Origin of the sequence: Paenibacillus nanchangensis (assembly GCF_046543445.1) — a bacterium.
Classification (GTDB): Bacteria; Bacillota; Bacilli; order Paenibacillales; family Paenibacillaceae; genus Paenibacillus_AQ; species Paenibacillus_AQ nanchangensis.
The window spans coordinates 32,425-56,109 of record NZ_JBHOFD010000041.1 but is presented as its reverse complement, the minus strand read 5'-3'; the positions used below and the strand labels follow the sequence as shown (position 1 = coordinate 56,109).

Sequence of the window (23,685 nt, the reverse complement as noted above, 5' to 3'; positions counted from 1 at the left end):
CAGATCCGTTATTCGTACCGAAAACATCCAAACTGTGGATTCTCCGCGTAAATAGGCGCATCTGAGTCCGTCACTTTGCCAAAACACGGAATAATCAGCAAATAACGCATCCTGAGTCCGCAAACTTGTACCCCTATTTTCTCTGGCGGCTACAAAAGGCGGGAATCTGGGATGAAATCCTGAAGCACGTTACCATTGCGCCCGACTTTGAACAGATGATGATGGATACAACCATAGTCCGAGTCCACTTGGCAACCCGCTATGAAAAGACAGCGAGCATGTTCAAGGCTTTTTTGTCATTGATTTCGATGAAGTTATGGCTGAAGTAAGTTTGCGTACAGACTCTAGAATAATCGATTATTCTGGCAGGAGGGAAATACGATGCGGTTTAAAACCTGCGCGGAGATACAAATCCGCGATCCGTTTGTGCTGCCGGATGCGAACGATGGGATCTATTATCTGTTTGGAAGCACAGATCCGGATATATGGGGACCCGGCACGGGATTTGACGCCTACACCAGCAAGGATTTGTTTCATTGGGAAGGACCGATCCCCGTTTTTCGGCCTGGTCCCGACTTCTTTTCGGACACTAATTTTTGGGCGCCCGAGGTGCACGCTTACGAAGGACGATATTTCATGTTCGCCACCTTCCGGCGTAAAGATAACGGCCGGCTTGGTACGGCAGTGTTGGCTGCCGCTCAACCTTTAGGCCCCTATAAGCTTCACAGCAGCGGCCCGGTCACCCCCGAAGCGTGGAGTTCGCTGGATGGTACGCTGTATGTGGATGAACAAAAAGAGCCTTGGATGGTGTTCTGCCATGAGTGGCAGCAGGTTCGGGACGGGGAAATCTGCGCGATGCGCCTGAATCACGAGCTGACGCACAGGGTGGAGGAACCGAAGCTGTTGTTCCGCGCCTCGCAAGCGCCGTGGACGACATCTTACGAGTCATCGCGTTATCCGGGCCGAAATTACGTTACGGACGGTCCGTTCCTCTACACCGGAAATTCCGGTCGGCTGTACATGCTGTGGGCCGGATTTGTGAACAACCGCTATGCTTTGGGCGCAGCTTGGTCGGAGAGCGGATCGGTGCTGGGACCGTGGAAGCAAAGCGAACGTCCGCTTTATTCCGATGATGGCGGTCACGGCATGTTGTTCCGCACGTTCGACGGGCGGCTGATGCTGACTTTGCATGCGCCTAACCGCACGCCTATGGAACGGCCGATTTTTCTGGAAGCAGAAGAACGGGAGGAGGGGCTAGTGGTAACAGGCCGAACATAGGCTCATGTCATAAAAGCAGGGCCGATCAGGATTATTTCCTGACCGGCCCTGCTTTTGATGCTGTAAGGCGGTACAGTTGGAGGGGGGCAGCCAACCGCCAGACAATCTACCCTGTGCTCCCGCGGATCTTCAGATCGTGAGCCACATTCGTATGCATAGGCGATACGGTCTCCCCGCGAATCAGTTTGACGAGCTTCCGGGCGGCTGTCATGCCGATCTCCGTCGCGGAATACTCGACAGAGGAAAGCTGAGGCCGGACGGCGGTGGCCATTGAGCTGTTGTCGAAGCCGAAAACTGCGACATCGTCCGGCACATGTAAGCCCGCGTCCATTAAGTGGTTCATGGCGCCAATCGCCATCCCGTCCGATGCGCAGAAAACAGCGTCAGGCGGCGGCCCCTGCTCAAGAATGCGGCGCATCGCCGCCATACCGTCTTCCACCGAAAATCCGCTGGCGGCGATCCGTTCCTGACGAACCGGAAGCCCTGCGTCTTGGAGTGCGCCCTCGTAGCCTTTATACCGCTCCTCACTAACACCCCCAGTGCCGGCGGCGCGGAGCATGGCGATGTCGCGGCGGCCCTGCTGCAGCAGATAAGTAACCGCTTCGTACGAGGCGGTCCGGTTGTCGACATGCACGGAAGGGATACGTTCATCGCCGGATTCCTGTCCGGCCAGCACGCACGGCAGGCCGGAGCGGCCGAGCAGCTCCAGATGCATCGGACCCAGCGCCGAACCAACAAACAGCAGTCCTTGTGTGCGGATTGTTTGAAACAGATTCAAATAATGCAGTTCATGCTCCATGGACCCGTCGGTCAGGCCAAACAGCACATCATAGCCGTACAAACCCGCAATCCGCTGGATGCCCTTGCTGAATTCGGACAAAACCGTATGATCGTCCTGGGGCATAATTAATCCGATTCTTGGCGCCCCTTCCGCCTCATCCGCCCGGCCTGTCAGCTCCGGCCGGTAATTCATCTGCCGCATAACATCCATCACGCGCCGCCGGACGTCTTCGTTCACCGGCTTGCTGCCGTTCACGACTCTGGACACGGTGGAGATGGAGACATCCGCCATGCGGGCAATATCTTTAATTGTGACTTTCAAGCTGGGATCACCCGTTCTTTCTATAAACGGCGAGTAAGGATACACGCCCGGTTTCTACTAACCAAGATAGCATGTTTTTCGATCGTGAGCCATGTCAGAAAAGGATTGACCGGGAAAATATACAATCCTATAATGAACCTAAGGAAACTTGTTTTCCTGAAATCCAGTGTGTTTATCTATTATTATACTGAAATTAGGCTGTTTTTGTAACAAAAACCAGAAAAAATGAAATCATACAGGAAAATATTTTCCTGGCATGGAATGAGGGGTGCATCATGTACAGCATGGAGAGAAGATGGTGGAAAGAGGCGGTTGCGTATCAGATTTATCCGCGCAGCTTCCAGGACAGCGATGGCGACGGAATCGGCGATCTGCGGGGAGTGACTTCCCGGCTCGATTATTTGAAGGATCTTGGCATTCAGGTCATCTGGATTTGCCCAATCTATCGTTCGCCAAATGATGATAACGGTTACGATATTTCGGACTACCAGGATATTATGGAGGAGTTCGGCACGATGGCGGACTTTGACCAGCTGCTGTCTGAGGTTCATGCCCGGGGAATGAAGCTGATCCTGGACCTGGTGATCAACCATACATCGGATGAACATCCGTGGTTTATCGAATCCCGCGCATCCAAAGATTCGCCCAAGCGGGACTACTATATCTGGCGCGACGGCAAGGACGGAGCGGAGCCCAACAACTGGGAGAGCATTTTCGGCGGTTCGGCCTGGGAATATGACGAGCAGACCGGGCAGTATTTTATGCATGTCTTTTCCAAGCGGCAGCCGGATTTGAACTGGGAGAACCCCGAAGTCCGCTCCAAACTGTACGGCATGGTGAATTGGTGGCTGGATAAAGGAATTGACGGCTTCCGCGTCGATGCGATTTCGCATATTAAAAAAGTGGCCGGTTTCCCTTCGCTGCCAAACCCGAAAAACCTGCCTTATGTTCCTTCAGGGGAAGGACATATGAACCGTGAAGGCATCCACGAGCTGCTGGATGAGCTGAAGCAGGCGACGTTCTCCCGGTACGATATCATGACGGTCGGCGAAGCAAGCGGCGTCACCGCCGAGCAGGCGGCGCTTTGGGTTGGACCGGAGCATGGCAAGTTTGATATGATTTTCCAGTTTGAACATATGGCGCTGTGGCGCAAAAGCCTGGACGGAGGACTCGACATTCCCCGGCTCAAAAAGGTGCTTACCCGCTGGCAGAAAGCGCTGGACGGAAAAGGATGGAATGCGCTGTTTATCGAAAATCACGATCAGCCCCGCTCCGTTTCCACCTGGGGGAATGATGCGGAATACCGGGTGGAATCCGCCAAGGCGCTGGCTACGATGTATTTTTTAATGCAGGGAACACCGTTTATTTATCAGGGCCAGGAGATTGGCATGACGAATGTAGCGTTCGATTCCATTGACGACTATGACGATGTGGCCATGAAAAACCTGTATCGGATGGAGCGGGAAGCAGGTGTCAGTCACGAAGATATCATGAAGGTGATCTGGAAAAACGGGCGCGATAATTCCCGGACGCCGATGCAGTGGGACGGAAGCGCCAACGCCGGATTCACCTCCGGCCGGCCGTGGATGAAGGTTAACCCGAACTACCCGGAGATCAACGTCGAACGTGCCGTAAACGATCCCGATTCCGTGTACCATCATTACAAACGGCTGATTGCTCTTAGAGCAGAGCATTTGGCGGCCGTTTACGGCTCGTACGAGCTGCTTCTTCCGGACGACAAACAGGTGTATGCGTATACCCGTACGCTGGACGACAAAGCGATGCTGGTTATTGTCAATCTGACAGGCGAACCTGCCGATTTCAAGCTGCCTTCAACCGTCCGGTTTGAATCCGCGGAGCTGCTGCTTCACAGCGGGACCAACAACCAGGAAACAGAGCTTGAGCGGGAAGCCAAGCTGGCTCCATACGAAAGCCGGGTGTATTTGCTCAGCAGAGTGCTGTCGGTCAGCACACGGTAATTCGCCGCAGAGGCGTAACTAGCAACGGTGTAAATAATAGTAGGAATAATGCATCAGGTTTATCAGCAGAGGCGTCCGTCAAGGGCGTCTTTTTTTAGTGTAAGCAGAAAAGTCTAAATTGCAAATGTATGCATATATATGTATTTGTCTTCCAAATATTTTTGTCATGCATATCCAGTTAAATAGGGAGCTTGGCCAAAGTCTGCGCCATGTCAGGTATTTTTTCTATGAAACTATTTCTCTTTTGAAAAAAATAAGCTAATATAGTATCTCGAGTGAATAAAAATGATATGTCATGTATAAACATCCGAATCTCCCGTTCGGATGCATGTTGCAAATGGCGTATTCAGACTCACACATTTTATCAATCAAGGAGGTACTCATGTCCAAACGTATTTTATCTCTACTTCTAGCGTTCTCCATTATGATGTCGGGCGTATTGCCCGCGGTGTACGCGGAAGACAGCGCAACTGCAGTTCAACCCGCCGCGCCTGCTGCAAGCGAATCCGCGGCAAGCGAACCCGCGGCATCGCCGACGGTCAGCGAGTCTACCTACAAGGTCACCGTATTTGAAGACGTTTATAAAGCTTCCATGTCCGAAATCCGGACGGCAAAGCTGGAATTTGACTTGCCTGAAGGCGTCAAGGCGGAAGATCTGGTTTGGACATTCGGCCGGAATGCGGAAGAAACCAAACCGGTATCCGAGTGGAAGAAGTACAGCGCGAGCAAAAGAGCTTATACCGAAACTCCTTTTGTAGCCGTAAACTACGGCGAATCGGCAGAAGGTACGGCTAAAGCGCTGGTTACCTTCGACCTCCCATTTGTCAATAATTCGTATCCGGAAGGCGTAACTGACTTGTCCTTGTCGGGCGTCCGCTCCGAATATGTGAAGCTGATCGGCGAATATGAGTTGAAGGCTTCCCTGAAGACCGGCGAGGCGATCGCCATCCAGAGAGTCAAGCTGAACGGCTATGACAGCTATCATACATATGATGAAATCAAGCCGGCGATTGATGAATTGACGAAACTGAACAAATACAAACGTTATACCAGCTACGAGCAAATCGGCACATCCACGCAAGGACGGGCGATTCACTTTTCCGTCGTTGCCAAAGACGAAGCTTCCGTAGATCAGTACCTGAACAAAACGGTACCGATGATGCTGAACAATCCTGCCGAGCTGCAGAAACTGATCGACGAAGGCAAAGCCGGCGACTATAAAGTGCCGATTTGGCTCAACAATATCCATGCGGATGAAGCAAACGGCGTGGATGCGATCATTAAATTCTATGAGACGTTGATGACGGAGAAAGCGGTCACTTATCAAACGACCGATGCTCAAGGAAATCCTCAAACCGTCACGCTGGATATTGACGATGCACTGGAGCATGTCATTTTCCTGCTGGATTATGTGGAAAATCCGGACGGCCGGGCGCTGAATACGCGCGCTACGTCAACGCTGCTTGACCCGAACCGCGATAACTCGTATCAGACTCAGCCGGAGACACAGGCCATCACCGCGCAAATCGCCAAGTGGTCGCCGCTGTCGTTCCTCGACCTGCATGGTTTTGTGGACAGCTTCCTGATCGAGCCATGTACGCCGCCGCATGATCCGAACTTCGAATATGATCTGCTGATCGACAGTATGTTGGAACAGGCCAATGCCATGGGCCGGGCGGGAATCGCCAATACGGATTATGACAAATACCATATCCCGTATGAAGCACAGAAAAAAGCTGCTGCAGGACAGGAAGTAGACCCTGGCTTCTACACCAGCGGCTGGGATGATGCTTCTCCTGCTTACACCGCCGTATTTGCAATGCACCACGGCGCATTGGGCCACACCATTGAGGTGCCTGACCTGAATGAGGAATCTTTGGACGCTATGTATTATGCTATTTTGGGTGCAACCACCTATGTTACCGAGCACAAAAACGAGCTGTTCAAAAATCAGCTTGAAGTGTACAAACGTGGACTGAATAACGAAGACAACCGGAATGTCGATCAATATCTGGTTAACGCAAACGATGAATCGATCGGCAGACCGCGCGGCGGCAACGAAAACTTTTTCCCGGAATATTATGTGCTGCCTGTTGACGGCGGACTGCAGAAAAACAAACTTGAAACACTGAAAATGGTGCAGTACCTGCTCCGCAACGGCGTTAAAGTTGAGCAGACAACGGGCACTGTGACTTCTGGATCGGTTACGTATCCGGCTGGCACTTATGTTGTAAATATGCATCAGGCCAAACGGGGACTGGCGAATCTGGTGCTGTACGATGGTTTTGACGTCTCCGATTTCAATGAGATGTACTCCGATACCGTGCAGAACTTCCCTGATTTGCGCGGATTCAACAAGTATGTTGTCCGTACGGCGGATGTTTTTGCGGGTGCAACTGCACCGGTCGCTTCCGTAACCATTCCTGCTACAGATCTGGGCAGCTATGCGGACGCTTCTCATTATGTAATCAAAAATACGAATAACGACGCGATCAAAGCGGTGAACGAGCTGCTGAAGAACAAAAAAGCGGTCACACTGCTGGATAACGGCGGCACAGGATACGAAAAAGGCAGCTTCCTTGTATCCAAAGTGAATTTGGCCACCGTTGCTTCGAAATATCTGCTGGACCTGGCTCCATTCCCGGCAGACGGCGACAAAACCGGCAAACTGCTGAAGCCGCTGGCAGTGGGAATCCCGGCTGATGCGTCTTATTACATCGTACGGGATCTGGGCTTCAATGTGATTAATGATGCGAAGTCCGCAGATGTGCTTGTGAATTTGGGGCAAAATCTGATTGCCGAAGGCAAACCGTTTGTCAGCTATGGCCGAACAATGCTCAACAGAGTCAAGAGTCTAAACGTTCTGCCTGGACTGGATTACTCCAATCCGCTGAACGCGGGCGGTAAAGCTGATGCCCATGAAGGCCTGTTCAAAGCGGAAATTGCGCAGGACAATGTTATCACGGCGCCTTATGAAGCAAGCGAATATCTCTACACCGTTTCGGCGGCTTATATCACCGCTGTTCCTGAAGGAGCAACCGTGCTGGCCAAATACGGCACAGGCGACGACTTTTTTAAAGCGGGCTGGTGGCCGAACAACGCCGACGCCCAAGGTAAAGTGCTGGCCTTCCAGTACAAAACGGACAAAGTCAACGTAACGGTGTTTGCTAACGATCTGTTGAACAAATACCATCCGCAAAACCAGTTCCGTCTCCTGGCTAACGCCATTTATGCCGCTTCGCCGGCGGCAACCGCGGAAGACGGTATGGATGACGGCACGCCGGAGCCGACTGCGACACCTACGCCTTCGGCTTCTCCAAGCGCTGAGCCGAGCCCGACTGCGGCACCGTCGGCAACGCCGGCTCCGACTTATGCGGCTCCAGGCGGCTTTGGCGGCACGGTAACGCCGTCTCCGTCGGCAACCGCTGCACCGACGGCAACTGCGGCACCAACGGCAGCACCTGGCGCAACAACCGCTCCGCAGCCGGTTGTAAACTTTAGCGACCTTGGCCGCGTTGGATGGGCTCAGGCAGCAATCCAAGAGCTTGCAGCTAAAGGCATTATCAACGGCACAGGCAACGGCAAATTTGAGCCGCTCAAAGAAGTAACCCGCGCTGAATTTATCGCAATGATTGTTCGCGCCTATAACATCCAGGGTACCAACGCTGCCGCTACGTTTACTGATGTGGCTCCGAACAGCTGGGCCCAACCGTATGTTGCAGCCGCTGTAGAGGCAGGACTGATCCGGGGTACAGGCAACGGCAAGTTTGAGCCGTCCCGCGAAATTACCCGCGAGGAAATGGCCATTATCGCTTCAAACACATTGAAAAAATATGAGGGGGCCTCCGATGCTCCGGCATCTTCCCTCGCCAAGTTCAAAGACAACGGCAGCATCGCGAACTATGCCAAACCGGCTGTGGCGCTTCTGACACAGGAAGGTATTATCAACGGCATGACAAATGGCACATTCGCGCCGAAAGGCATTGCCAACCGTGCACAAGCCGCCGTGATCATCAGCAAATTAATCAACAAATAAAAAACTGCCGCCGGACGGGTTCCGGCGGCAGCCCAAAAAGGATGCCCAGCGCTGTCGTCAGCCTGGGCATCCTTTTTGCCTTGCCATTGCCGGCGGGGTTAGCCGCCGGCATATAAAAACAGACTGCCGGCTTATTCCCGGCAGTCTGTCTGTAGCGTATAGGCTTGTCCTGCAGTAATCGCAGCTTGTCCTGCTGCACCAGCAGAAAGGGGAGTTGGCCCTCGCCAACCGCCAAGCCCACGGCTTATGCCGGCAAAGCCAGCCATCAGCCCTTAGCCTTGGAGCCGGTAGCCTCCATGAAAGACCGGACCTACATATTCATTAAATTGATATCCGCTGCGGATCGCCGCGGAGACAAAATCCTTCGCTTTAGCAACGGCTTCGGCTACGCTCAGACCATTGGCCAAACCGCCGGTGATTGCCGCCGCGAAAGTGCAGCCTGCGCCGTGGTTGTAGGCGGGTTCGATTTTGTCGCTCTCCAGCACCGTAAATTCGCTGCCGTCATAGAAGACGTCAACCGCCTTGCCGCCTTCCAGCGCTTTACCGCCTTTGACCACAACATTTTGTGCGCCCAGCGCGTGAATCCGTTTGGCCGCTTCCTTCAAATCTTCGATCGAAGTCAGCCGTCCGAGTCCCGACAGCACGCCTGCCTCAAACAAGTTCGGGGTGACGACGGTCGCCAGCGGCAGCAGCAGGTCGCGAATCGCGTCCGCGCTCTCCGGGTTCAGCACTTCATCTTCGCCTTTGCAGACCATAACCGGGTCAATTACAACATTATTTTGGTGATTGGCCTTAATGGATTGTTCCGCCACACGCACAATCTCGACGCTGCCCAGCATACCTGTCTTCATTGCGTCAACCGGACCGCCGGCGAATACCGTCTTAAGCTGTTCGGCAACCAGGGAGGCGTCAACCGGGTACACTTTATGATGCCAGCCGTTGTCCGGGTCCATCGTAACGATGGTGGTCAAGGCGCTGAAGCCGTAGGTGCCGTATTCCTGGAAGGTTTTGAGATCGGCTTGAATTCCTGCGCCGCCGCTGGAATCACTGCCGGCAATCGTTAAGGTTTTGATGACTTTGGACACAGTAATTACCCCTTCTTTACTCTAAATTTAACATCATGACATTTTTCAATCGATTATACCAGAAAACCGGACGCAGCGGGTCAACTTCTTAAGCGGAAGTGTTGGGTCTTCAAAAAGGAAAACTATGAAACTGTTAAACCTTGGATTCAGAATGGTATTTCTATCTCAGTCCTGTAAATCATTCTCATATACGCAGGTTCTTTTAGTGAATTTTGTCGAATTTATAGTCGAAAAGACCCTCGTTGTTTGATGAAAATGTAAACATCGGAGCCGGGTTCGTCGATATATTTAAAAGTCAGACAACTTTGAGTGGCGGGAGGAATAAGCTTGCGGAAGTCTTATACAAGAGGGGTGCGCAGACCTTGACACATGTTTCTAATGGCCGGATGAACAGCGCATTAAAAAGACGGCTTATTCTGCTGCTGTCTTTCCTGCTGGTGATCACGCCCTTTTCCAATCTGGGGCCGATTTCCCGTGCGGAAGCCGCCACGGACCCGATGAAAACGGTGGTATCCAATTATGAAGGAGATTCATTGTATATTGTCGATTTAACGACAGGGAAACGCGATTTGCTGTCGGGAGGCGGTTACCCGGGCAGAGGCGGCGGATCGGCAATGATGTCCGAGCCGATGGCGGTTGCCATGGAGCCAGGAGGCACGATTTTGGCCGGACAATACCGGCCGGCTTCCGTGATTTACCGGGTAGACCCCGATACGGGCGACCGGACGGTTGTGTCGGGCGGCAATGTTGGAACGGGACCAAGTCTCGCCAGTATCACGTCGCTTGTCCCCATGAGCAACGGGGATATTATTGCATGCACCGGGTTTTCAATTCTCCGGATTCAAGCCGGGACCGGCGACCGGACGACGATTGCCAGCGGCAGTGTGGGCAGCGGGGCTCCTTTTGCTACGGTATGGGGCTGTATCGGGGAATCGGACGGCAGTATTATTTATGCCACAATGAGCAAAGGCGTCTTTAAGCTCAATCCAACGACGATGGAGCGGACGGAAGTCTCGACAAATACAAAAGGGACGGGACCGTTCCCTTACGGATTTTCCGGCATTGCAAAAGCAGCCGACGGATCCTATATTGTTCTGACGCCAAACGAAAGTGTATATGCGTTCCGGATTGATCCCGCAACAGGAAACCGCACGCCAATCAGCGGTATCGGCTTGGGTGAAGGACCTGAAATGGGCAGACGTAACGCGCTGACGATCGGCGGGAACGGCGAGATTTTTGTGGCGGATTATGAGAATAACCGTCTGGTCGCTATCGATCCTGTCACAGGAAATCGTAGAGATGCTTCGTCAACCGATGTAGGGTTTGGACCAGGCTTCAACAGCCCGCAGGGAATGCTGGCCAACGCGGTTTCCGTAGTGACTACCCATGAAAAATATGTGGTCATGTATAATGGCAACGGTCATACGGGCGGGTCGGTGCCGGTTGATCCGGCCGACTACGAAACGGGGGCTATGGCTTACGTACGCGATAATATATTTGAGCTCGAAAAAACAGGCTACACCTTCAATGGCTGGAATACCGAAGCGGACGGAAGCGGAACAAACTATGCGGCGTGGGACCAGCTTGTTATGGGTAACGCAAATGTCACGCTGTATGCGAACTGGAAACCGGATGCCAGCTACAAGATTTTGTATGACGGCAATGGACATACGGCTGGTAGTGCACCTACCGATCCGGACAGCTATAAACAAGGGAACGATGTCACCGTTCAAGGCAATACAGGCGGCTTGGCCAAAACAGGCTACACCTTCACGGGCTGGAACACGCAGACGGACGGGAGCGGGGAATATTATCCGGCCCATGCGATTTTCCAAATGGGCAGCGCGGATGTGCTGCTGTATGCCCAGTGGGCAAAAAAACCGACCTATACGGTTCAATATGACGGGAACGGACGCACAAGCGGCGATGTGCCGGTCGACTCGAATGAATATGAGCAAAACACCAATGTAACCGTGCAGGGCAACCCGGGCAGCTTAGCAAAAACCGGCTACACGTTTGCAGGCTGGAATACCGAAGCGGACGGAAGCGGTACAAGTTACGTGACGGGAGCGATGTTCCCGATGGGCGGTGCGAATTTGACGCTGTACGCCCAGTGGACAAAAAATCCGGTGTACACGGTTCAATATGACGGAAACGGACACTCGAGCGGCAATGTGCCGATTGATTCGAATGAATATGAGCAAAACACCGATGTAACGGTGCCGGGCAACCCAGGCGGTTTGGCGAAAACCGGCTACACGTTCGCAGGCTGGAACACCGAAGCGGACGGGAGCGGCACAAGTTACGTAAGCGGGGTAGTGTTCCCGATGGGCGGAGCGAATCTGACGCTGTACGCCGAATGGACCAAAAATCCAACGTATACGGTCCGGTACGACGGAAACGGCTATACGTCCGGCAGTGAACCGGTTGACCCCAATGAATATGAGCGTGGAGCCCGCGTAACCGTATTGTCTAATACGGGCAATCTGGCGAAAACCGGCTACACCTTCGTGGGCTGGAATACAAAACCCGATGGAAGCGGGGCCTATATGCCGGCCCATGGGATTTTTCAGATGGGCGGCGAGAATCTCACCTTGTATGCGTGGTGGACCAAAAATCCAACGTATACGGTGCAATATAACGGTAACGGACACACGAGCGGCCAAGTGCCAAGCGATACCAATGAATATGAGCAAAATACCGACGTAACGGTGCAGGGCAACACAGGCAGCTTGGCAAAAACGGGCTACACCTTCGCAGGCTGGAACACCGAAGCGGACGGAAGCGGCACGGGTTATGCTGCAGGCGCGATTTTCCCGATGGGAAGCGCGAATGTGACGCTGTACGCCCGGTGGACGAAGAACCCGGCCTATACGGTTCAGTATGACGGGAACGGACACACCAGCGGCGTTGTGCCGAGCGATTCTAACGAATATGAGCAGGGTATGGATGTAGCGGTGCAGGCGAACATCGGCAGCTTAAGCAAAACCGGCTACACGTTCGCAGGCTGGAACACCGAAGCGGACGGAAGCGGCACGGGTTACGCGGCCGGTGCGGTTTTCCCGATGGGAAATGCGGATGTGACATTGTATGCGGAGTGGGTACCGGCACCGACACCGACACCGTCGTCCGATCCGCCACCGACACCGTCGTCCGATCCGACGCCAACGCCGTCGTCCGACCCGACGCCAACGCCGTCGGCCAATCCGACACCGACACCGTCGGCAGATCCAGTGCCAACGCCGTCGTCCGACCCGGCGCCAACGCCGTCGTCCGACCCGGCGCCAACACCGTCGTCCGACCCGACACCGACACCGTCGTCCGACCCGGCACCAACACCGTCGGCAGATCCGGCACCAACACCGTCGGCAGATCCGACGCCAACACCGTCGGCAGATCCGACGCCAACGCCGTCGGCCGATCCGGCGCCAACGCCGTCGGCCGATCCGACGCCAACACCGTCAGCCGACCCGGCGCCAACGCCGTCGGCCGATCCGGCACCAACGCCGTCAGCCGACCCGGCGCCGGCACCAGCGCCGAGCGCTGAGGCGAATGATGGAGGAAGTGAGCCGGGCGGTACTCCGGCAGCAACACCTGCGGCAACCACCGAAGAAATTACGGTTCAGGTTGAAACCGGTGGCGTAAATAACGGTTCCGTCGTGTCTTTAACTCCGATTACTCGCACTAGAGAAGCAGGGGGCGGAGTACGCGACGAAGTTACACTGACAACCGAAAGAGCGCGCCAAGCGATTGGCGCAATGCGGGAGTCCGAGGTACGGGTCGTCATTCCTGATGCCAAGGACGAAGTGACGCAGGTTACGATGAACATTCCTGCCGATGCAATGCGGCAGATGGCTGCTTCCAGTGCCAACCTTGAAATCTACACGGAGAATGTCCGGGTGCAAATTCCGCACGCGTCGATTCAGGGTTTCATGAACGATCTGTATTTCCGCCTTGTTCCGATTAAAAAGGAAGGGGAACGCAGGGAAGTTGAAGCACGGGCACGCGTGGAGGAGCTCGTACAGGCAGCGGCTCAAGGCCAAGCGGTTAACGTTGTAGCCAGACCGATGACGATTGAAACGAACATGCAAAGCAGACCGGTAACGCTGGTCCTGCCGATGCGTGATGTAGTACTGCCGCAAGACCTGAAAGAACGGGAACATTTCCTGAACGATCTGATCATTTATATCGAGCACAGCGACGGTGAAAAACAGCTGGTGCAGCCTCAGGTCGTTGAATACAAGTCCGGCATGCCCGGATTGCAATTTGGCGTCAACAAATTCAGCACCTTTACCGTGCTGAACATGGAGGGCTGGCGCAGCCAGCACCACTCCGCTTACATGAAGGGCTTTACGGACAAGACGTTCCGTCCGGATGCGGCAGTTACCCGCGCCCAGATGGCGGCTATTCTGGCGCGAAATCTCGGATTTGCCGAGGATGCGGGAATTACGTCTCCTTATGCTGATGTACAAGCCTCGCATTGGGCGGCTGGCGCCATTGCTTTTGTTAAGGAACATGGATTGATGGTTGGAGACAAGCAAGGCAAGTTCTACCCGGAAGCCCAGCTTACCAGGGCGGAAATGGCCGTCATTACGGCAAGGTACAAAGGTTTAGCGTTGTCTCCGGACAATTCCTCCGGGTTCAACGATGTGGAAACGGCACACTGGGCCGCCTCCGCCATCGAAGCCGCAACAAAAGCCGGATTTTTTGAGGGGTACGCGGACGGAAGCTTTAAAGCAGGCGGTAACCTGACGCGCGCCGAAAGCGTGAAAATCGCAAACCGCCTGTTCGGCAGAGGACCGCTGAACGGGACGGCACAATCCAGCTGGTCCGATGTGACAGCCGCCCACTGGGCGTATGCTGAAATCGAGGAAGCGTCGAAAGACCACTTCTACGCCAAGCTTGGGGACGCCGAAACCCTGATTGAGGGCAGCAATACCCCAGAATAAAACATGTTGAAGAAGCCTTTGACTCACAGCCAGGCGCTGTCGGGTCAAAGGCTTTTTGCATGGCTCCAGCCGGGATTGTTACTCCCGCTATAGATTCTCAATGTCCAGGCCTTCCGCCGTAACCGTCAGCTCGCCTAAAGGACCATCCATTAAGATGTGCAGTTCAAACCGTCCCTTCTCCTTGGCATAAACCTCACTGTAAATCCAGATGCTGCCTTCGTGCAAATCCGCCGCTTCCCATGAACTGACACCGGTAAACGTAAGTTTTGCAACCGGTGAGGCAAAAGGATGCAGATTACCGCTCCCATCCAGGATCATTGAGAACTCTCCGTCCTTCGGCGGATGAAAGGATACGACCTTCACATCGTGCGGCGGCCGGTCGCATAGCTGAACAACCGTGGCGGGAAGGGTATCCCGGATCGACAGAAAGTTGGCCCGGTAGGCTGCCATCTGCCGCCGGTTGCGATCCTCATATTCTTGTCTCCACTGTCCCGCCATAGCGCGAAGCTCAGGGGAAGGGAATTGCACTCCGAGCGACCCGTCATAAATATACGGATGAAACGGTTCGGGCAAAAACTCCAGCAGGTCGTTTTTGTAGTACTCCAGGTTGCTTCGGGCGTCTGCCCAATAATCTCTGCCTTCCGATTTGTACCAGGCAAGATTCTCTTCCCAATCCGCCCGCGTCTCGTGAAACACCAGATACCCCGCCACCTGCATTTCCCTATACCATGCCTTAGTGTAAATATGTTTCATAAATCCTCCACCGTCCCACTCTGACCGTCTCACAGCGAATCGAACTTCTGTTTCATTTTCCGTTTGAGCCGGTGGCTCCACTTGTTGACATACTCGTGATTATTCACCAAAAGATTATAGCCTTCCAGCACCGTCAGCGTGCGGATCACTATATACATCCCGAGCGCGATCATAACGACGCATACCGGATAATAAGGCACCAGAGCCCCCTGAGCGATCTCCTTGCGTTCGAGCAGAAAAGCAAGTCCTCCAATGGCAATCAGGCAAACTCCGGCGCCGCTGACAGCGGTGTAGCGTTTTTTCAGCGTGGCGTACCGGGAGGCAAGTTCTTTTAGATAAGTGTGGTCCAGCAGCAGCGTTTCTTTCGTCAGCGGTTTGTACCGTTCATCATGGCCGGATACGGCCGCCACAAAAGCAACGACCCCAAGCGCGGCGATCACAATAATCAGAAAGGCGTATACCGCCGGGTCCTTGAACACCAGATAAGGCACGGTGGACAGGATGAACAGGCTGAACGAAAGCGAAAAGGTTTTAGATAGCCTGCGCTGGTTCAGCAGAAAGCCCTCGGCCATTTCCTTGCTCACATAATATCCCTGCTCCTCCGTCAGGTGGGGTTCTCCCGAATCCTTCAATAAATAGTCCATGGATACTTCAAAAATGGTGCCGATCATTAACAGCTTTTCTGTTTCCGGGTAACCCTGTCCGTTCTCCCACTTGCTGACGGCCTGCCGGGTTGTGTTCAGCCTTTCGGCCAGCGCCTCTTGCGAATACCCTTTTTCTTTGCGCAGCTTTAGCAGCTTCTCTCCAAACGACATGTGATGTTCTCCTTTTAACCGTTTTATAAAAGATAGATTTGGATCTTCGGGTGAACCCGCCCTGCCAGTGTAGGAATCACGGCCTGTGGCAGCATTACCCTTTTCGTCTGTACAGCTAAATTGTAGGGGAACAAAGGCGCTTTTACTATCTTTCAGCGGTTGCGTTTTGTAAAAATACAGTTGCACACGTGCCCGAGGCCCAATATTAACGGTTTTTTTCGCAGATAGCATTTAATCTGGGACCGCCGGGCGCCCTGGAGGACGGGCTGCAGCCGTTGGGCGCTAAAACCCGTCCGATTACCCAAGCCGCTCGTCCTTTTTCAGCGGGAGACCGGCGTGCTTGATGCATGGATGCGCATAAGGTCCAATACGCGGCTCCCGTTTTTCTGGGACTCGCTGGAAATCCGGCGCCGGGAAATAGTAGAATAGAATCGGTGAAGGCGGCTTTTAAGAACATCTTAAGAAATGGAGAACCGATTATGAGCCAACAAGACACGTACCGTTTTCAGGTTAATTTAAGCGGCATGATCAACATTTTATCGAATCACTTGTACAGTCACCCGAAGGTATATATCCGTGAGCTTCTGCAAAATGCGGTGGATGCGATCACGGCGCGGCGGGCGCTTGATCCGGATCACCGGGGCAGCGTTACGGTTGAAGTCTCCGCGGGACATGATGTTCCCACACTGACGCTGGAGGATAACGGGGTAGGTCTAAACGACGCGGAGGTCCATGAGTTCCTGGCTATGATCGGGCAGTCCTCCAAGCGGGGCGCCGATTTTGTGGCGGAGGAGACCTCGTTTATCGGACGTTTCGGAATTGGCCTGCTCTCCTGCTTTATGGTCAGCGACGAAATCGTGATGCTGACACAGTCGGCTAAAGGCGGTCCTTCCCTGGAATGGAGGGGCAAACCGGACGGAACGTATACGATCCGCACCCTGGACACGCCGCTGTCGCCCGGAACCAAAGTTTATTTGCGGTGCAAGCGGGATTGCGAGAGCTTTTTTGATCCGGACAATTTAAAAAAATGGATGTACGAATACGGCGCACTGCTGCCTTTTCCCATTACGCTGCAATCGGGGGCTTCGTCCACGGTCATCAACCGGAACCGGCCCGACTGGCTGGCCGATCCCGACCTGGCACGCGGCCGCCGGGACGAGGTGCTCGCCATGGGCGAAGCGCTGCTCGGCGAGAAGTTCCGCGATTTCATCACCATGAAGACCGCCTCCGGGCGTACCGGCGGAATCGCGTATATTTTGCCGCATGCGGTAAGCTTGAACGCCAAAAAAAGCCACCGCGTCTATCTGAAGCATATGCTCGTGTCGGAGAAGGCGGGCAATATTTTGCCCGAGTGGGCCTTTTTCGTCAAATGCGTTGTCTGGACCGACGAACTTCAGCCAACCGCGTCGCGGGAAGATTTTTATGAGAATGAGCGGCTGGACGAAGTGCGTACCGAGCTGGGCGAAGCCATCCGGGCCGAAATTATGCGGATGGCGGATTACGAGCCGGACCGGCTGCAGCATTTGATCCGGCTGCATGCGCTGTCGATGAAGGCGCTGGCGGTGGAGGACGGGGCGTTTTACCGCATTATTCACCGCTGGCTGCCGTTTGAGACGACCTTCGGCCGCAAGGAGCTGGGCGAATTAATTAAAGAACATGAAGAGCTGTATTATACAGTCTCGTTGGACGAATACCGCCAGATTACGCATGTCGCCGCCGCGCAGACGATGCTGGTTATCAACGGCGGATATGTCTATGACGCTGAGCTGATGGAGCGGCTGGCGTATGTGGAGCCGTCCATCCGCACCCAGCGCCTGCTGCCGGAGGATGTGTCGCTGTCCTTTACCGACATTACGCCGGATGAGCGGAGAAGCTACTACAATTTGACCCGCACGGCGGATGCGGCGCTGCAGCGGTTCCGCTGCCAGGTGCAGCTGAAACGTTTTTTGCCGGCCGATCTGCCGGCGCTCTACACCCTGTCCAAGGAGTCGTCCGATCTGCGTGCGCTGGAAGCGGCCGAGGAAGTCAGCACCGAGGTGCTTTCCTCCGTACTGAACAGTCTGGGCAATGCCTACAAGGAGGCCGCTTATTCCACGCTTTATTTAAATCTGGACAACCCGATTGTGTCCCGGGTGTTCGGGACGAATGACGAGGCACTGCTGGCGATGACGGTGGAAATGCTGTATGTCAACGCGCTGATGATGGGGCATTATCCGATGAACAAACAAGAGCTTGCATCGCTGAACCGGGGCATTCTCCGTTTCCTGGAATGGGGTCTGGCCGCAGGCGATTTACGACAAGGAGGAACCGGACAATGAGCAAGGATTTCGATGAACTGATGGAAGAGGCCTATTTACTCCCTGACGGGCGGGCCAAGATTGAGAAGCTGGAGGAAGCGGCCCGCATAGCGGACATGGAAGGCGATGTAGACCGGGGATATGAGGCCCGGGCTGAAATCGTCGAGTCGGCGGTATTTAACGGTTATCCAAAGAAGGCGCTTGTCGCCTTCTCCTGGCAGCTTGGACAATTCGATAAGGAGCCCGATCGATTTGACGACTACTCGCTTCTTTGGTCGTATAAATGGATACTGGATAAAATCGCCTGTTTCCCCGAAATCAGCCGGGAGCAGATTGACGCGCTGCTGGAGGATATGAAAAAACGCTACAGCGAATACGGGTACAACGACCGGACTTATTATTATTATAAGATTGAAATCTCCATGCTGTTCGGCGAACGGGAGGAAGCCGCCCGGTTGATGAAGCAGGTTGAGGGGATGGAACGTGACGGGATGAGCGACTGCGCCGCCTGCGAGCAGGACCGGCTGGTTGATTTTCATGTGTTTACCGGAGATGATGAAGGCGCCGTCCGGGCAGCGGGTCCGATTCTGAATGGACGGATGAGCTGCGGGGAAGTGCCGCACGTCACGCTCTCCAAAGTGCTGATGCCGTTCTACCGGCTGGGCCAATTAAAGGAAGCCAAAAATGCCCAGAAAAAAGGCTACCGGCTCATCAAAGACAACCGCGATTTCCTGATCCAATTCGGGGAGCATATCCGTTATTTGACCGAAGTTGATCCGTTCAAAGGACTGGAGCTGTTTGAAAAACATGTGTCTCAGGCGCTGGACCATGAGAACCCGTATGACCAGATGATGTTCTACGCTTATGCTTCCGGCTTGTTTGCCCGGCTGCAAGGCGAAGAAGTGAAGCTTCAGGTAAAGCTGCCGGCAGCTTATCCGCATCCGGAGGACGGCGAAGATGCCGCCCGCATGGCCCGGCGGCTTCGGGATATGGCAATGGTTACCGCCGAGGCGCTGGACCGCCGCAACGGAAACCATTATTATTCCGAGTGGATTGGGGCACTGGCAGTCTAGAGTCTGTACGCAAACTTACTTCAGCCATAGTCTCATCGAAATCAACGCCAAAAAAGCCTTGAGCAGGCTCGCTGTCTTGTCATAGCAGGTTTCCAAGCGGACCCGGACTAGGGCTGTATCCATCATCATCTGCTCAAAGTCGGGCTCAATGGTAAGAGAAGTCGGCTTAATGGTAACCAAAGTCCGGCTTAATGGTAACAGAAGTCGGGCTTAATGGTAACCAAAGTCCGGCTTAATGGTAACGCGTTTCAGGATTTCATCCCAGATTCCCGCCTTTTGCAGCCGCCAGAGAAAGTATGGGTACAAGTTTACGGACTCAGGATGCCTTATTTGCTGATTATTCCGTGTTTTGGCAAAGTTGCGGACTCAGAAGCACCTATTTACGCGGAGAAGCCATAGTTTGTATGTTTTCGGTACGAATAACGGAACTGGAGTCCGCCAAGGCATACCAAAGCCCAAGAATTTCAGAAATAACGGCCGCTGGGTCCGGAAAGACCTCCGTATCGCGTTCTGTGGTAATCCGCTGCGGGTGTGTCACAGGAGAGATGCGTAGATCGATCTGACAATAAACAGGTAGATCCAGGGTTGACAGCAGCCCAGGTAAGGCGGCCGGACCAAAACGCTAGAATAAACCAGGAATGATCCGCAGCATCTGTCCGATAGTTGGGAAGCAGATCAAAATATTAGGAGAGACCCTGTACTTTGTTTTACGCGGAGTACGGGGTCTATTTTTTGTACTTCATGCCCAACTAAGCAGGGACTCCCTGACTGGTAAAAGTTCATTTGCGAGAGAAGCCAGTACCCGCGCTGCAGGATACAACGCATAGCGAATATTGTACGCAAAAGAGTTCGCTGAAGTATCTGCTAGAGACAGGGCGGGCGGTATGCCAGGCCGTAAACTGAAGTGAATCCTGCCGCGTCGTCAAAAAGGCCTCGTAAGAGGGGAGGAATGCTTAGAACGGGAATTGAATGAACCCATTGGATATCAAAGGTGGTTAAACCGCCGCCGGCTTGCGCCGGGAGGTTTGGTGAACTCGAGGAGTCCGGGTATTTTACAAATGTCCGTTCCGGCCTTTACGTTGGTATGATACCGCAATGATACGATGAGGGAGACAATGGAAAAGACTGTAATGCACGCCGCGCCGGCATGATCCGGCTCGATCCCGGCTCCGGCCGCATCGCGTTTGTGCCTGGCTCCGGCCGTTTCGCGTTTGTGCCCGGCGCTGGGCAGAGACAAGGTGATAACAGGCTGGGAGGGCAAACCGGACATGTAGGAGGAATTCCAAGGATTTTCGAGGATTTTTAAGAATATAAGGGGAAAAACTGACTTTTTTGCGTAGGATTCTAATTTTTGAACGTTTTGATTGATTGTTTGCGTGTTCTTATGTATAATCATTTTTGTTGTTTTTGTACCTGTGCGTTTTGCCGTTGAAGGAATCAGGAGATACTGCAGAATGCCGGCCTATCTGGAATTTGGGAGGTAATCAATTTTGGGAAAAGCTTTGATTATTGGAGCTGGCGGCGTAGCAAGCGTTGTCGCGCATAAGTGCTGCCAGAACCCTGATGTGTTTGAAGAGATTTGCATCGCCAGCCGCACGCTGTCGAAATGTGAGGCTCTGAAGGATAAATTGGCCGGGGGCCGCACGAAAGTCACTACCGCGCAACTGGATGCCGACAATACGGATGAAGTCATCGCCGTAATCAAAAGCTTCGGTCCGGACGTTGTCATCAACGTGGCTCTGCCGTACCAGGACCTGACCATTATGGATGCCTGCCTCGCGACCGGCGTGCATTACGTCGACACGGCGAACTATGAGCCGCCGGATACGCCGAAGTTCGAATACAAATGGCAGTGGGCGTACAAGGAGAAGTTCGAGCAGGCAGGCCTGACGGCGCTGCTGGGCAGCGGCTTTGATCCGGGCGTAACGGGCGTATTTACCGCTTATGCGCAAAAACACCATTTTGACGAGATCCACACCATCGACATCGTTGACGCCAATGCAGGCGACCACGGTTATCCTTTCGCTACCAACTTCAACCCGGAGATCAACATCCGCGAGATTACGGCGAACGGACGATATTTCGAGAATGGCGAATGGATCGAGACGGCTCCGCTGTCCGTCAAGAAGGAATACGACCTGCCGGAGATCGGACCGAAAAACATCTACCTTCTGTACCATGAGGAGCTGGAATCGCTGGCGGTCAACATCAAAGGCGTGAAGAAAATCCGCTTCTGGATGACCTTCTCCGATAACTACCTGAACCACCTGCGTGTACTGGAAAATGTAGGCATGACCTCCATTGAGCCGATTCAATATGAAGGCCAGGAGATTATCCCGCTGCAGTTCCTGAAGGCGATTTTGCCGGACCCAGCGTCGCTTGGACCGAGAACAAAAGGCAAGACGAATATCGGCTGCATTATCCAGGGCACAAAAGACGGCCAGCCCAAAACGTATTATGTCTACAACGTTTGCGACCATGAGGAATGCTACCGCGAAGTAGGTTCCCAGGCGATTTCTTATACAACAGGCGTTCCGGCGATGATCGGCGCCATGATGATTATCAAAGGCATCTGGAACAAACCGGGTGTATACAATGTAGAAGAATTTGATCCGGACCCGTTCATGGACCAGCTCAACAAACAGGGCTTGCCATGGAAGGAAAGCTTCTCTCCGGAACTTCTGGACTAGGGGGTTTAGAACATGGACATCGATATCCAGTCTCTGCCGTCACCCTGCTACCTGGTCGATGAACGACTGCTCACCAAGAACCTGGAGATCCTGGATTCGGTGCAGAAGCGCACGGGCGCAAAGATTTTGCTTGCGCTCAAAGGTTTCTCCATGCATTCCGTATTTCCGCTGGTGGGCCAGTATCTGCAGGGCGTGACTTCCAGCTCCTTGTTTGAGGCCCGCCTTGGGTATGAAAAAATGGGCAAAGAAGTTCACGCCTACGCTCCGGCGTATGTTGACCGAGAGTTTGACGAGCTGCTGACTTATGTAGATCATCTGGTATTTAACTCGTTTGCGCAGTGGGACCGTTTTAAGGATAAAGTCCGGGCGGTTTCCGGCAAAACAATCGAATGCGGCGTCCGCATCAATCCCGAATATTCGGAGATCGCGACTCCGCTGTATGATCCCTGCTACAATCATTCGCGTCTTGGCATTACGCTGGCCAACTTCCAGCCGGAGCGGCTGGCGGAGCTGGACGGCCTGCATTTCCATACGATGTGCGAACAGAACTCGGATACGCTGGAGCGGACCGTGAAGGTTGTCGAGGAGAAATTCGGCGAGTACATCAAAGGCATGAAATGGCTTAACCTGGGCGGCGGGCATCACATTACCCGTCCGGATTACGACATCGAGAAGCTGGTCCGTACGATCGACCATCTGCAGAACAAATACGGGGTGCAGATTTATCTGGAACCGGGCGAAGCGATTGCCTTGAACACCGGTTATCTTGTTGCAACCGTGCTGGACATCGTCGATAACGGCATACCGATTGCCATTTTGGATACCTCGGCTGAATGCCATATGCCGGACGTGCTGGCGATGCCTTACCGCCCGCAGATTATCGGAGCTGGACAGCCGGGCGAGCAGGCGTACACGTACCGCCTTGGCGGCATGACCTGTCTGGCCGGGGACGTAATCGGCGACTATTCGTTCGATAAGCCGCTGCAGCCGGGCGACAAGCTTGTATTTACCGATATGGCGCATTACACGATGGTAAAGAACCATATGTTCAATGGCGTTAACCTGCCATCCATCGCTTCTTACAACGAAAAGGAAGGACTTAAGGTTATTCGCGAATTCCAGTTTGAGGATTACGCGGGACGTTTGTCCTAAGCTTGTTTTTATTTGATTGATGCTTCCGCCGGCCGTGGTGTTCACGGCCGGCGTTTTTTGCATTTTTGTTTTAGGTCAGCTAGGGTGTGTACGCAAACTGTAAATTAAGGAAATAAGGGTCAGTCAAACGATTCCGTGATGGGTTACGAAATGCTATCAACCCTGGATCTACACCTGTTTATTGTCAGATCGATCTGCGAATCCTCTCCTGTAAGGCTGGCAATGCACATTTGCCGCGGGTGCTCGTCGAAGCAGCCCACTATTACCGGCACCCGCAGCGGATTATCACAGAACGCGATACGGAGGTCTTTCCGGACCCAGCGGCCGTTATTTCTGAAATTCTTGGGCTTTGGTATGCCTTGGCGGACTCCAGTTCCGTTATTCGTACCGAAAACATACAAACTATGGCTTCTCCGCGTAAATAGGTGCTTCTGAGTCCGCAACTTTGCCAAAACACGGAATAATCAGCAAATAAG

Annotated in this window: 12 protein-coding genes; 8 read left to right on the top strand and 4 right to left on the bottom strand. The window is 53.6% G+C overall.

Annotated features, from left to right (window positions below; all coding sequences use genetic code 11):
* The first annotated feature begins 381 nt into the window (after window positions 1-381).
* Entirely contained in the window at window positions 382-1,278 is an 897-nt protein-coding gene (locus tag ACE6ED_RS25445; protein WP_410830251.1) for a glycoside hydrolase family 43 protein, read from the top strand.
* Window positions 1,279-1,384: 106 nt separating this feature from the next.
* Here the strand turns inward: ACE6ED_RS25445 and ACE6ED_RS25440 are convergent, their stop codons facing one another.
* Complete coding sequence (locus ACE6ED_RS25440) at window positions 1,385-2,380, bottom strand: LacI family DNA-binding transcriptional regulator (RefSeq protein WP_410830250.1); 996 nt, start codon at window positions 2,378-2,380, stop codon at window positions 1,385-1,387.
* 284 nt (window positions 2,381-2,664) lie between these two features.
* Here ACE6ED_RS25440 and ACE6ED_RS25435 point away from each other — a divergent pair, with 284 nt between their 5' ends.
* Together ACE6ED_RS25435 and ACE6ED_RS25430 are read left to right on the top strand one after the other, a co-directional pair.
* Window positions 2,665-4,359 carry a glycoside hydrolase family 13 protein gene (locus tag ACE6ED_RS25435; protein WP_410830252.1) on the top strand — a complete coding sequence of 565 codons (1,695 nt, stop codon included), beginning with the start codon at window positions 2,665-2,667 and terminating at the stop codon, window positions 4,357-4,359.
* 382 nt (window positions 4,360-4,741) lie between these two features.
* A complete protein-coding gene (locus ACE6ED_RS25430; protein ID WP_410830249.1) occupies window positions 4,742-8,395 on the top strand; it encodes a M14 family metallopeptidase in 3,654 nt (1,217 codons plus the stop codon).
* Between the two features lie 272 nt (window positions 8,396-8,667).
* Here the strand turns inward: ACE6ED_RS25430 and pdxK are convergent, their stop codons facing one another.
* Entirely contained in the window at window positions 8,668-9,480 is an 813-nt protein-coding gene (gene pdxK / locus ACE6ED_RS25425; protein WP_410830248.1) for a pyridoxine/pyridoxal/pyridoxamine kinase, read from the bottom strand.
* A 362-nt stretch (window positions 9,481-9,842) separates the two neighbouring features.
* Between pdxK and ACE6ED_RS25420 the strand changes: the two genes are divergently transcribed.
* Window positions 9,843-14,429 carry an InlB B-repeat-containing protein gene (locus ACE6ED_RS25420; protein ID WP_410830247.1) on the top strand — a complete coding sequence of 1,529 codons (4,587 nt, stop codon included), beginning with the start codon at window positions 9,843-9,845 and terminating at the stop codon, window positions 14,427-14,429.
* An 87-nt stretch (window positions 14,430-14,516) separates the two neighbouring features.
* Here the strand turns inward: ACE6ED_RS25420 and ACE6ED_RS25415 are convergent, their stop codons facing one another.
* Together ACE6ED_RS25415 and ACE6ED_RS25410 are read right to left on the bottom strand one after the other, a co-directional pair.
* Window positions 14,517-15,182, bottom strand: coding sequence for a DUF4085 family protein (locus tag ACE6ED_RS25415; protein ID WP_410830246.1), 666 nt, complete (start codon window positions 15,180-15,182; stop codon window positions 14,517-14,519).
* A gap of 29 nt (window positions 15,183-15,211) precedes the next feature.
* The gene (locus ACE6ED_RS25410) at window positions 15,212-15,997 is read right to left on the bottom strand and encodes a helix-turn-helix domain-containing protein (protein WP_410830245.1); all 786 of its coding nucleotides are present in this window, start codon (window positions 15,995-15,997) and stop codon (window positions 15,212-15,214) included.
* 479 nt (window positions 15,998-16,476) lie between these two features.
* On the opposite strand from ACE6ED_RS25410, the gene ACE6ED_RS25405 reads away from it, so the two are divergent.
* The 4 genes from ACE6ED_RS25405 to nspC all read left to right on the top strand — a co-directional run bounded on the left by ACE6ED_RS25405 (window position 16,477) and on the right by nspC (window position 23,209).
* Entirely contained in the window at window positions 16,477-18,315 is a 1,839-nt protein-coding gene (locus ACE6ED_RS25405; RefSeq protein WP_410830244.1) for an HSP90 family protein, read from the top strand.
* Window positions 18,312-19,367 (top strand): hypothetical protein, encoded by a 1,056-nt coding sequence (locus ACE6ED_RS25400; protein WP_410830243.1) that lies wholly within the window; start codon window positions 18,312-18,314, stop codon window positions 19,365-19,367. The genes ACE6ED_RS25405 and ACE6ED_RS25400 overlap by 4 nt, the downstream gene beginning before the upstream one ends.
* 1,490 nt (window positions 19,368-20,857) lie before the next feature.
* Window positions 20,858-22,057 (top strand): saccharopine dehydrogenase family protein, encoded by a 1,200-nt coding sequence (locus tag ACE6ED_RS25395; protein WP_410830242.1) that lies wholly within the window; start codon window positions 20,858-20,860, stop codon window positions 22,055-22,057.
* A gap of 12 nt (window positions 22,058-22,069) precedes the next feature.
* Window positions 22,070-23,209, top strand: coding sequence for a carboxynorspermidine decarboxylase (nspC, locus tag ACE6ED_RS25390; RefSeq protein WP_410830241.1), 1,140 nt, complete (start codon window positions 22,070-22,072; stop codon window positions 23,207-23,209).
* The last annotated feature ends 476 nt before the right edge of the window (window positions 23,210-23,685 follow it).